Raw genomic sequence first — 12234 nt, 5'->3', positions numbered from 1 at the left:
TGGATGTTTTCCGGGCCAACTTTTCAGGCAGTCGCTCAGCCCGCGTGGGCCGAGCGCGCCCGCATGCCGCCATAGCGCAAATTGACCGCAGCCTGCCCGCCCTGCACGGTCGGGATGGTGAGGGTGTTCTCCAGCCCGCTGCGCATGGCCTTTTGCGAGGCCATGTGCACGATGCCCACCGGCGCGTGCGGAAAGAACAGGTTGGCCAGCGTGCCCGTGGTCTCATCAAGCAGCCAGGGGCCGATATAGTTGTGGCTGTTATCAAGAAAGGTCACGGGCAGGCCGTCGATATACACCGCGAGTGCAATGCAGAGCTGGTCCTGCGTAAAGGCCATGTGGCGGCGGGGCAGGATCAGCGCCTGCCACCGCCGCAGCACGGGCCAGATGGGGGCATTGCGGTGCAGGCAGAACACGCCCGCATTGAGCAGCGGCTTGGCCCCGATGCGCCTGCGGATGGCAAATGGCAACCGGGCGCGGGTGGCGTTTTTATACAGGAACGAGCGGATCTGCATCCAGCCGGGGCACATCCAGCGCACGCCGAGCAGGTCGGCCCGCTTGGCCCCGATTTCGGGCACGATGGCGAGGGTCTGGCTCTGTGCCGCGGCAAACATGCGTTCAGGCGCCTGCCCGTCCTGCACCCATGTATCGGCATCGAGCCACAGGATCAGGTCAAAATCAGGTAGCATCTGGTCAAGCCACAGCTTGCTGATGTTGATGGCAAGGCTAGGCCGCTTTGCCAGCGCGCGGCGTGGCGCGTAATCGGGAATATGGGGTGCCAGCAGTCGCACGCCCTGCGCCTGCAATGCCGTGCGCTGCCCTGCCGTCATGCCGCAGTCGATCACGGCGATGGCCGTGTCGGCATGGTCGCGGATGGAGGCGATGAGTTCGGCCACCAGTTCAAAATAGGCATGGTCGCACCCGGTTACGATAATCCGGCGGGCGGCAGGCGTTTGCAGGTGGTCAGGCGGCGTCATGGCCCCATATAGGCACAGGACGGCGTGGGCGGGAATACGCGGCTTCTCTCAGGGTTTTGTCACGGCAGGCGCGGGGCGATAGCGCGCGCTCAGCCCGGGGTGGCGAAAGGCCATGATGGCGCGCAGGCTTTCATGCGCGACCCAGGCCTCGTTGGTGGTGCGCGAATTGCCATGCACGCGGTAGCGGCACAGGATCTCGGGCACGTAGGCGGCCTGGAAGTCGCGGTCGATGAATTTCAGCCAGAAATCGTAGTCTTCCCAGCCTTCGTCAATATGGCTGTAGCCATCCACCGCCACCCACGCCTCGCGGCGCAGCAGGGCCATCACGTCCACGTAGTTTTCACGCACGATCTGGGCCGGGTCCCATATGTCAGCCGAGCCGATGCGCTGTTCCTTGCCAAAATATTCGAGCTGGCAGTACGTGGCGTCAAACCCGCCATCCACCGCCGCCTCGTGCAGGCGGGCAATGGCGCGGGGGTAGATCATGTTATCCGCATCCATGACAAACACGAACGCCCCGCCCGCATGGCGAAACGCGGTGTTGCGCGCGGCTGACGGGCCAAGGTTGCGCGTATGCACCACCAGCGTGCAGCGCCAGAAACGCGCGTGGTTTGCCTCCATCCATGCGGTGATCAGCGCAACCGAATCATCCCTGGTCGAGCAGTCATCCACCACCACCAGTTCAAGGTCAGGGTGGGTCTGGGCCGCGAGGGAGTCGAGGGCTTCAATGATGTAGCAGCCATAATTGAAGTTGGTGACGCACAGGCTGACCAGATCGGCAGGCTTCCTGCGGCGGTGCCTGAAGGCGAAGGCGGTCTGGTCGGCCGCCATCCAGGGGGCAGCGATGCTCATTCTTCCGGTGTGCTCCATACATGGGCGATAAAGTCGCGGATGCGCGTGCAGCACGCCCGGTTGCCCGATGGCGTGCCAATCAGTTTCAGGGCGTTCTGGCGGATGGCTTCGGCTTTGGCCTGCCCCTGGGGCGTGTGGGTCAGCCACTCGATCAGGTTGGGGATATGGCGGCCCGTTTCCTCAAGGAAGTGTTCGCCCGCCCGGAAGACCGGATGCGGCAGGCACGGCTCGGACACCACCACCGCGCCATTGGCCATGGCGCCCTTGACGATGCGGTGCCATTCAAAAAAACCGTAATCATCGCGGTGAATGTTCAGTGCAATGCGCGAATGCCCCGCCACATGGGCGGCCAGGCGCGAGAGGGGCCGGTCACGCGGGCTGGTATCGATGGGTGTCGTGAACTTGCGGTAGTAGAAATAGGTGCGGTACTGCGCGAAAAAACCGGCATTGCGGGCAAAGAACTTCTCGCGGTGGGCGGAGAGGCCGCCAAAAAAGCTGATATCCAGCCCGCGATCGGCAAAAGGGGTCTTGGGGTCGGGGCGCTTGCGGCATGCGGGCGGCAGGATGCGCGCCATGGGGTGCTGCATGTCGTCTTTTTGCAGATAATCCCGCGCGGTGCCGATCGTGGGCGTGAAATGGATGGCGGGCAGCCCGGCCTGCCGGAAGCTCTCGGCCATCTGGTGGCAGATATCGATCACGCCCGCGGCCATGAGCATGAAGGGCAGGCCACGCTCGAACCACAGGGTCTGGGGCTGTTCGGTATTGAACATGATGGCATCGCGGATGATGGCGCCCGTGGCCCAGTCCCGCCCGCGCCCGAGGTGAAAGAATTCATGCGGGGCGACGAAAATGCACAGCGCGGGCCGGTCATCGATGCTGGCGGTCTCATCAAGCAGGCGGCAGTCCAGCCCGGCTTCGCTCAGGCTGCGATGCAGGTCGGCCGCGATTTCGTGGATGAAGACATTCCCCGCTGAATTGGAATAGACGCCGATGCTTTCGGGCACCGGGCCGCCGGGGGTGAGGTAATCGGCATCATCCAGCCCCTTTGCCGCGCACAGCGCGCCCAGCGTTTCCGATACGCGCAGCGGGCTGAAGATGCGCCGCCCTTCGGGCACGCCATACAGCAGGGCATGCTCGGCCATGTCCGTCATGTCGCGGTCGAGGTCGCGGTTGCTGTCGTGATAGGCGCCGGGTTCAAAAAACGGCAGTTGCTCCAGCGTGCGCACGCCAATGCTCAGATCCTCGAGGTGGAAGCGCGTGAGCAGGCCCTGATGGGCCACATGGCAGCCCGCATGCGTGTGCAGGAAGTGGATGAAGGGATTGCGGTTGCGGGCACCGGCATCGGGGTGCTGGCTCAGATAGGCATCGGGCCGGAAGTTGCGGTTGGGCTGCCGCCCTTCACGGTAGCCGTATTTGACGTAATGCAGCAGGGGATCGAGTTCCGATCCGGCCACATCCGTATAGGTGGCGAGATAGAAAGCGGCGTCGAACTGGCCGGACTCCCTGATCTGCTGGAGGTCCTGTTGTTCCGTCGGTGTCAGTGTCAGGAGCAGGTCCGCGGACAATGGCTCTTACCTTGGCTGGGGGCATCATGGGGCGTGCCGGGGCACATCCTTCCTGCTAGGGCACATCCCTTAAGAATTGATTATTGCAGGCGCGGTTTCTGGTGCTGGGGCGCGGGTTGCAGGCCGTATCCTGTACCGTGCAGTCATAAAAGGCCCGGTCATGCGGGTCGTGCTGCCGTGGCCCGGCATCGGAATCGGGCCGCATCTTTCTGGTATTATCAACCATGATGGATATGATGCGGCGGGCAGCCAGGAAGGGCAGGGGGCGGCTCTGTGCATGCCCGCGACATGACAGCTTTGTTGTCCGTCTGCTATCATGACCCGGAAAAAGCGGGTCCAACCTTGGGGCGCAGATAAGGGAGATCGGGTGCATGTATCCGGCCCGGATGGATGAAGATAAGGGCCTGCGGGCCTTTGCGCGGCGGCACTGGTGGGCGTGCATGAGCGTGCCGGTGCTGCTGTGCCTGGGAGCGGCATTCGCGCTCTACCTGAACTGGAGCGCGCGCAGCGAAACGAATTTTTCCCGGCATAATATCCTGATCAAGCATTCACAGGAGGAAGCAGCCTTTGCCCAGCAGCTTGCCCTTGATGACCAGACCGTCATCAGGGACCGCAAGGTCTTCCTTGACTTCACCCGCGCGGACTTTGCCCGCATCGCCCCGCCCACCCAGATGGCGTGGCTGCTGAAGGAATATGCCAAGTTCGATATCACCCGCGCCAAGGTGTATGATGGCCACGCAACCCGCCCCTTCACGCCCACGCCCTGTTCGGTGGCGCTGTGCTTCGTGCCCATTTTCGTGGAGGAACTGCATGATGATCCGCTCCACAACAGCAAATACATCCAGGTCGGCGCGCTGGAAGACATGTCCCGTACGCTGATTGTCGATGCCGAGCAGTTCTGGCGGCTGCGCAAGCTGGTCCTGCGCATCGACGCCATCCTGTTTGCCGACCGGCGCGAGCAGATGAGCGCTTTCGAGAAGGAGATGCAGTTGCGCACCTCGCTTGACGTGCTGCGCGCCGATGCCCAGAAAATTCACTAGGCGCCAGCTTTAAAACAGGGCGCTGATCAGAATTCCCGGGGGGCGGTTCCGTGCAAAAAGGCCGTGATCTTCGACGCTTCCCGAAAAAAAGCGCATTCCAGAACTTCCTTCATTTTTAAACGCTTTGTAAATATCCCGCATCCCGTTTCGCTTCAGGAGTTTCCATGACCGTTTCCCTCCCGCATCCTGCCTCGTCCGTGGTTCCGGTCATCCTGTCAGGCGGGAGTGGCAGCCGGTTATGGCCTGTCTCGCGCAGTGCCTACCCCAAGCAGTTCTGGCCACTGGTCTCGCAGCGCACCATGGTGCAGGAAACCGCGCTGCGCAGCCACGGGCCGGGTTTCAGCGCACCCATCGTGGTGTGTAACAACGAGCACCGCTTCATCATGGCCGAACAGTTGCGCGAGGTGGGCATTACCGCGCCGCGCATCCTGCTTGAGCCGGTGGGGCGCAATTCCGCCCCCGCCATTGCCGCCGCCGCCGTGCTCGCGGCCGAGACCGACCCCGATGCGGTGCTGTGGATCATGGCCGCCGATGCCGCGATGCAGAAGCCGCAGAACGTTACCCCGGCACTTGCGCTGGCGGCACAGGTGGCGCGCGCGGGGCGGATCGTGACCTTTGGCATGACCCCCATGCGCGCCGAGACCGGCTATGGTTATATTGAAAAGGGGGCGCCGCTCGCGGGGTATGACGGTGCCTTCGCGGTCGAGCGGTTTATTGAAAAGCCCGATGCGGCCAATGCCGGGCGCATGTTCGGCTCGGGGCGTTTTTTATGGAATTCGGGCATGTTCGTGTTCACCGCCCGGACGCTGTTGCAGGAGATGGAAAAATTCGAGCCCGCCGTTCTCTCCGCCGTGCGCGAGGCCGTGCGCGAGCGGCGCTCCGACATCGATTTTGAGCGGCTGGACCCGACCGCCTTCGCAGCCTCGCCCGACATCTCGATCGATTACGCCGTGGCCGAGCGCACGGACCTCATGACCGTCATCCCCGGAGATTTCGGATGGTCGGACGTGGGTAGCTGGGATGCGCTGTGGGAACTCGGCCCGCAGGATGACGCAGGCAACGTGGTCAGTGGCGACGTGGTGCTCAATAACACCACCAACAGCTACGTGCGCACCGATGGCGTGCTGACCGCGGTGAGCGGGGTGGAAGACCTGCTTGTGGTGGTCAATGAGGATGCGGTGCTGGTCACCCACCGCCAGCATGCGCAGGATGTGAAAACGATCGTGGCCCGGCTTAAAAAGGCCAACCGCCCCGAGGCCACCGCCCATCGCCGCCGCTACCGCCCCTGGGGCTTTTATGAAACGCTGATCATGGGCACCCGCTTCCAGGTCAAGCGGATTGTGGTGGAGCCGGGGCAGATGCTGTCGCTGCAGAAACATTATCACCGCGCCGAGCACTGGGTGGTGGTGGAAGGCACGGCGCTGGTCACGCGCAATGAGGAGGAGATTCTGGTGCGCGAGAACGAGAGCGTCTACCTGCCGCTGGGAACCACGCACCGGCTGAAAAATCCCGGCCGCATTCCGCTCACGCTGATCGAGGTGCAGTCCGGCCCGTATCTGGGCGAAGATGATATCGTGCGGCTCGAGGATGTGTACAGCCGCGCCTGACGGGGGGCCGTGGCAGGTATTGGGGGTTCATATTTCCTTCATAAAACTGTCATGGACATATCATTTTCATTACGGATGTTAATTTTTTATTCTCCGGCCTGTCGGCTGCAAGGCCAGACGCGTCTGTATTCTTCATGTCGGAGAACATGAGTATTATGTCCTTTCCTGCTCGAATGCTTACCTGTGCCCTGCTGGCAAGCGCCCTGCCCGTCATGGCCCATGCCGCTGACATTACAGGGGCCGGTTCCAGCTTCGCCGCGCCCATCTATGGCGCCTGGGGGGCGGATGCGCGCAGTGCTGCGGGCGTCAACCTGAATTACCAGACGGTCGGCTCCTCTGCCGGGCAGAACCAGATCCTGGCGGGCACGGTTGATTTTGGCGCTTCCGACGTGCCAATGGACGCGCAGAAGCTGGAAAACGCCCATCTGTTCCAGTTCCCCACGGTCATGGGTGGCATCGTGCCGGTCATCAACCTGCCGGGCATTGCCGCCAACCAGATCCAGCTTGATGGCCCCACGCTCGCCGCTATCTATCGTGGCGAGATCGAGCAGTGGAACGACAAGCGCATCGCCGCCCTCAACCCTGGCGTGAAACTGCCTGACACGGCAGTCGCCACCGTGCACCGCGCCGATGGCTCGGGCACGACGGCGGTGTTTACCGGCTATCTCGCCCGTGTCTCGCCCGAGTGGCGCGAAGGGCAGGGCACAGGCGCATCCATCGCCTGGCCCGGTGGCATTGGCGCGCGTGGCAATGATGGGGTTGCCGCCTCCGTGCGCAACACCGAGGGCGCGATCGGTTATGTCGAATATGCCTTCGCCGCCAACGCGCACATGGTGACCGTGAAGCTGAAGAACCATAGCGGCGCCTATGTCGCCCCCGATATGGATAGCTTCAAGAGCGCTGCCGAGGCCGCGGACTGGAAGGACGCTTCCCACTTCGCCGTTGACCTGCTCGACACGGCAGGTGCGGGTGCATGGCCGATTGTCTCGCCCACCTATGTGCTCGTGCCGGTGCCCACCGCCAAGGCCGAGCATGGCGCTGCGGTGCGCAAGTTCTTTGGCTACGCGCTCAAGAGCGGCGATGCCGCGGCCTACAAGCTTGACTACGTCACGGTTCCCGCCACGGTCAGGACCGAGATCCTGCGCCAGTGGGACAGCGCTAAATAAGACCTCCCATCAAGTAATGATGTAACAGGACCGCCCGGTTTCCGGGCGGTTTTTCTGTATGGAGGATTGTCATAAAACCTTCATGAAACTGTATCGGAAACATAACACACAAAACTGTGTCGCGCCCTTAAATGAACCCATTCTTCATTACGGAATGGTTAATATGATTCGCCGCTCAGCTGCTTCACTGTTGCTTGGTTCCTCTGCCCTGTGGGGGGCGTGCTCCCTGCAGTCGGCTCACGCGGCATCCGCCTCCGATGCGGCCCAGATTCAGGCCCTGCAGCGCGAGATGCTGGAAATGCGGCGTGAAATGTCAGGCCAGATCAATGTCCTGCGCCAGCGCCTTGCCCGTGCTGAAGTGCACGCCCCCAACACCACCGCCGCCAACGCGGCTCAGGCCCGCCGGGTTGCCGCCGCCAATGGCCAGCCCCTGCCCGAAAGCTATGCGCGTGACATCCATATCGGTGGCGACACCGGCACGGGTAGCAATTTTGGCAGCGTGATGCAGAAGGCCGATCTCGGCACGCCGCCGTCCGACCGTGGCGTGTCTTCCTCCTGGGCCTCCTTCCGCGCCGCGACGGAAAAGGAAGAGGCGCTGCACCTTGGTGGCATGATGGTGGGCTTCCCCGGTGGTCGCCCGACCATTTCATCTGATGATGGCATGTATGCCATGTCCATCGGCCTTGCTTTCCATGAAGATATCGGTGGCTTCATGGGCATGTCCCCGCGCCGGGGCGAGGCGCGTGGCGATTTCTCCAGCCTGGCCGAAAACGCCCGCCGCCTGCGTATTCCCATCTCGTTCCGTTACAAGAACTGGATTGCCAACATCACGCCTGACTTCGGTAACGGCACGGGCGATGGCGCCTCGACGTTGTATGAAGCCAACCTGAACTATGCCGGCTTCCATAACACCGTCATCACCGCCGGTTACTTCCAGCCGCGCGTGACGGAAGAAGACTCCGAAAGCTCGAACGAATTCGAGATGATGGAACGCCCCGCCATTACCGATATCGTGCGTAACATCGCCGCAGGCGATGCGCGCATGAGCCTCGGCGCACTGCATTATGCCAAGCGCTGGTGGATTGCGGGTTACGTGACCGGCCAGAGCTATGGCAGCCGTGGCGGCTCGCCTGAAAAGGTAACCGGCGTCAACAGCTATACCGGCATTGCCGACAGCCAGAGCGGTGCGACCTTCCGCGTGGCGGGCCGTCCCTACATGTCGAAGGATATCGACGTGCATGTTGGCCTGTCTGGCATTACCGCATTCAAGGTTGCGGAGAATGGCGGTTCGCGCAGCTACACCTTCTCCGAAGGGCCTGAAGTCAACCTGACCACCACCAAGTTCCTCAGCACGACGGTGGGCAATGTGGGCAGCATCTGGTCGGCTGGTCCCGAACTTGGCTTCCGCTGGAAGCGCCTGGTGCTGAAGGGTGAATACTACCACATCGGCGTGACCCGTGGTGATAACTACGGTGCAAGTGCCGCCAACCGTGGCTCCGTCAATTTCCAGGGTTACTATGGCGCGGCCAACTACACCCTGTTTGGCAAGGCCCGTAGCTACAACATCAAGGAAGGTGCATTCGCCGCTCCGGGTGTTGACCATGCCTTTGACCCCGCCCACGGTTACTGGGGCGCGCTGGAACTGTCTGCCCGTTACAGCGTAGCGGATCTGGATAGCGCACTGGGCACTCCCGGTGGTATCCGTGGCGGACAGCAGACGGTCTGGTCGGCAGGGGTGAACTGGTATCCCAACCGGCATTTCCGCTTCATGCTTGACTTCAACCACATCATCGTCAGCCGCAACAGCGCGCTGTATGACCTGTATGGCCGTGATGGCAATTCCGTGGCCGGTCGTATCCAGGCCGCTTTCTAACAGCCTTCGGGGCGCCGCCCTGCTTCATGGGGGCGGCGTTTCCTGAAGTTTTGAAAACAGCTTTAAAACAGATGCGTTCGTAATTTTCAGACTGTTCTGTGGGTGGGTGTTTTTACGCCGTCTTCAGGTGACCACGGCAAGCCGCATTGAAGGGGGCATTACGCCCTTATGATTACGCAACGGGCCGCATGGTGATGCCATGCGGCCCGTTTGCATTCATGTGGTCTGCGTTCAGACATGAGAAACTGTCTGAAAAGTCAGCCCGGAAAACATCCAGAAATCATAAGGACGTTTTTTGGTTAAGCTTTTTGCAAAAAGCTTCGAGGAGCACCGCCTTTCTGAAAAAAGGTGGCACCTCAAAACTTTTATCAATGAGTTGTTTTCAAGCAATGTCTTAACGGGGCATGGGGTTTACGAAAGTGCCAGCGGCATGTCGGTAATCATGCCCGCCTGCAGCAGGGTGGAGAGTTTGCCCATGGCCTCGCTGCGGTCCACCGATTTGCCGTAGGGCATGTTGGGTCGCAGGCGCTCCTCCAGCCGGGCCACCGAGCCACGGCGCGGCCAGGGGCGGCGCAGCAGTTCCTCCACCAAAGCCGGGTGCCGCCACGGAATATCGATCCACGCGGAGGCATTGCGCACGCTGTCGGCTTCCGCCCGCAATACCTGCGGGAACAGCGCCACGAGCGCGCGTGTGCCAAGCTCGAGCATGTCGGGTGAGGTCACGGCAACCTGTGTGCCGCGCACATGGCGCAGCAGGCTGCGGATCAGTGTTGTGCCATTATGGCACAGATGGCCGATCTGGGTCAGGCGCGGGTTCATTTCTATGAAGTGATAGGTGCCGGTTCTGGCGCAACGCACAAAATCCAGCCCAAAAAAACCCGATAGCTGCAGGCTGCCGCATGCCACCCGTGCCGCGTGCGCCATATCCGCCGAATCGGTGATCTCGATGACCGTGGCCGCCCCCGTGCGCCCCTGATAGGCCACCACGTTGGCCCCCAGCGTGGCAATCACCTCGCCGCGCCAGCACGCCACCATGATATTGGCAGGCATGCCGGTCACATGCGCCTGCGCCATGACCGGCATGGGGCGGCGGCTTGAAGCCTCCATGAAGGAATAGATGTCGCGATCGGCCAGCAGCACGCGCAGCGCGCAGGCCATGCGCGCGGGCTGCGACAGGCGGCGGAAGGCGGTCATCGCCTCGGCCGGGGTATCGGCAATGACCACGCCCGACCCGCCCCAGCTCCGGTCGCGCTTGAGCACCCACGGGCCGGGCGTGCGCGCGCACCATGCCCGCAGGTCCTGCGCCGTGTCGAGGGCGGCCGCGGCAGGGGTGGGCACGCCCCTGGCCCGGAATGCCTCGATCAGCTTGAGCCGGGTTTCGGCATAGCTGAAGAATTCAGGCTGCCCGAGTGAACGCACAATGGTTTCACGGCACAGGCGGCCTGCCTCGGTAGCGGGATCGGCTTCGACATAAGCCTGGTGCAGGGCCAGCACCACCCGGTCATCCGCAGGCACGATCAGGTCGGGCCTGATGCGGGCCACGGCCTCGGCCAGAACGCCGGGGGCGGCAAAATAGGGGTAGCGGCTGAAACTTTCGATGCCATCGAGGCAATGCAGCGAATGCCCCTGCGGGCAGATGGCATGCACGCTCACCCCGCTTTCGATGAATTCCAGCGCTGCCCGCGTAATGGCGGACCACCAGACGGAGGAGACGATCAGAACTGTAAAATCGTTTTTCATGGGTCGGGACTTTCCAGTTCAGGTCATGGCGGCCATGACCGGCAGGGGAAGCATTACGGCGCGAAAGCCGGCTGCGCGATGGGGGCAAAGGCGCGTTGCCGCCTGAACCGCGCCGTCAGCCTGCGGGCGGTAAAGCGCGCGCCCCACGCAAAGCGCAGCAGCGGGCCAAAACTGCCAGCCGCCATCGGGCCGATGAAATACAGCCCCGGCACGCTGGATTCGAAGTGGCGGGACAGCGCGGGCATGCTGTCTTCCGTGCGCACGGCGCGCGCCAGTGCCGGATCAATAAAAGGCAGCCTGTCAACGGCAACCTGCACGCCGGTGCCCAGAAAGACGTGGTCCACATCCACCGTGCGGGTCAGGCCGGTCTGTTTGTCGCGCAAGGTCAGGTGAATGGCGCCCTCGTGCATGGTGGCGGTGGTGAGTTCCACGTTGAGCCAGATCGGCACCTTCTCGCGCACGACCTGTCCGGTCACCCAGCCTGCGGCAGGCCCCAGATGCCCGCGCGTAATGCGCAGCCGCAGGCGCGCGGGCAGCATGTGAAACACATCGGGCAGGTCACACGCCATGCGCGAGCGCCAGCCCGTGCCAAGGCCGGAGAGGGGTTTCCTGATGCGCGTGACCAGCCGCCTGAGCGGGCTGAGTTTTTGTGGCGGGTTATTGATCCATATCTTGGGCCGCCGGGTGCAGATGAAGGTTTCTGCCCCCGCATCATGCAAAAAGCACGCCGTATCCACCGCCGATGACCCGGCCCCGATCACCGCCACGCGCTTGCCAGCAAAGCGGGCGAACTCCGTCTCGTCAAACGTATGGCTGATCCGCGTGCGCGGCAGGTCGCGCACGGCGGGAGGCAGGTAGGCGAAATGCTCGATGCCTATCGCCAGCACCACGTTGCGCGCCGTGACGCTCTCGCCATTTTCCAGGCGTAGCGTGAAGCCTTCGCCCGCGCGCGCAAGGTGCGTGACCAGAAAGGGCCGGAGCTGGGGCACGTGGGTTTTCTGGAACGTTTCGCCATATTCCCGAAAGACTTCGGCGGGAATGGGCACGCCCGTTGGCGCGTAGGGATAGCCCCGCGCACGACAGAACTGCGCCAGCGTGAACTGCCGCGCGGGATCAAACAGGTCAAGCGCGAAGCCTTCCGCCTTGAGCCGCAGGGCAGCGGGCACATGGTCGCGCCAGAACGCCATGGGCCGCCCGAAAATACGGAAATTCACCCCCCTCTCGCGCAGATGCGCCGCAAGGGAAAGACCATAGGGACCAGCCCCTATAATGGCGATGTCGGTATTCATCAGTAATCCACCAGCCTGTAGGTTCGGAGTGCGAACAATGATCAGTAAAAGTGTGGAGACGTGAATCTGTATTGGGCATTCATGACAAATGCCGATGTGCTCTTTGCACGGTAAACAAGAGGTAGTGT

9 protein-coding genes are annotated in these 12234 nt (G+C 62.5%); 4 read left to right on the top strand and 5 right to left on the bottom strand.

Translation table 11 applies throughout. The annotated features are described in order from the left end of the window. Positions 1-35: 35 nt before the first annotated feature. From GXY01S_RS07780 to GXY01S_RS07770, 3 genes are read right to left on the bottom strand one after another with little or no spacing between them, the layout of a single operon-like run. Entirely contained in the window at positions 36-974 is a 939-nt protein-coding gene (locus GXY01S_RS07780) for a glycosyltransferase family protein (RefSeq protein WP_061273794.1), read from the bottom strand. 48 nt (positions 975-1022) lie between these two features. Next, positions 1023-1826, bottom strand: a complete 804-nt coding sequence (locus tag GXY01S_RS07775; RefSeq protein WP_061273792.1) for a glycosyltransferase family 2 protein — start codon at positions 1824-1826, stop codon at positions 1023-1025. Continuing rightward, a complete protein-coding gene (locus GXY01S_RS07770; protein ID WP_061273790.1) occupies positions 1823-3391 on the bottom strand; it encodes a CgeB family protein in 1569 nt (522 codons plus the stop codon). The genes GXY01S_RS07775 and GXY01S_RS07770 overlap by 4 nt, the downstream gene beginning before the upstream one ends. 386 nt (positions 3392-3777) lie before the next feature. Between GXY01S_RS07770 and GXY01S_RS07765 the strand changes: the two genes are divergently transcribed. The 4 genes from GXY01S_RS07765 to GXY01S_RS07750 all read left to right on the top strand — a co-directional run bounded on the left by GXY01S_RS07765 (position 3778) and on the right by GXY01S_RS07750 (position 9077). After that, on the top strand, positions 3778-4431 hold the full coding sequence (locus GXY01S_RS07765) for a hypothetical protein (protein WP_242501219.1): 654 nt from the start codon (positions 3778-3780) through the stop codon (positions 4429-4431). Positions 4432-4595: 164 nt separating this feature from the next. Further along, the gene (locus tag GXY01S_RS07760; protein ID WP_061273786.1) at positions 4596-6038 is read left to right on the top strand and encodes a mannose-1-phosphate guanylyltransferase/mannose-6-phosphate isomerase; all 1443 of its coding nucleotides are present in this window, start codon (positions 4596-4598) and stop codon (positions 6036-6038) included. Positions 6039-6211: 173 nt separating this feature from the next. Next, positions 6212-7204 carry a phosphate ABC transporter substrate-binding protein PstS gene (gene pstS, locus GXY01S_RS07755; RefSeq protein WP_061273784.1) on the top strand — a complete coding sequence of 331 codons (993 nt, stop codon included), beginning with the start codon at positions 6212-6214 and terminating at the stop codon, positions 7202-7204. Positions 7205-7358: 154 nt separating this feature from the next. Continuing rightward, complete coding sequence (locus GXY01S_RS07750) at positions 7359-9077, top strand: OprO/OprP family phosphate-selective porin (RefSeq protein WP_370664430.1); 1719 nt, start codon at positions 7359-7361, stop codon at positions 9075-9077. A gap of 411 nt (positions 9078-9488) precedes the next feature. On the opposite strand, the gene GXY01S_RS07745 is transcribed toward GXY01S_RS07750, so the two are convergent. Both GXY01S_RS07745 and GXY01S_RS07740 read right to left on the bottom strand, forming a co-directional pair. Next, complete coding sequence (locus GXY01S_RS07745; RefSeq protein ID WP_061273780.1) at positions 9489-10817, bottom strand: ATP-grasp domain-containing protein; 1329 nt, start codon at positions 10815-10817, stop codon at positions 9489-9491. A gap of 53 nt (positions 10818-10870) precedes the next feature. Next, positions 10871-12106 carry an NAD(P)-binding domain-containing protein gene (locus tag GXY01S_RS07740; protein ID WP_082770779.1) on the bottom strand — a complete coding sequence of 412 codons (1236 nt, stop codon included), beginning with the start codon at positions 12104-12106 and terminating at the stop codon, positions 10871-10873. Positions 12107-12234 lie beyond the last annotated feature (128 nt).

It is taken from the genome of Komagataeibacter xylinus NBRC 15237 (genome assembly GCF_001571345.1).
GTDB lineage: Bacteria > Pseudomonadota > Alphaproteobacteria > Acetobacterales > Acetobacteraceae > Komagataeibacter > Komagataeibacter xylinus.
This window is presented reverse-complemented; position numbering and strand designations above follow the sequence as displayed.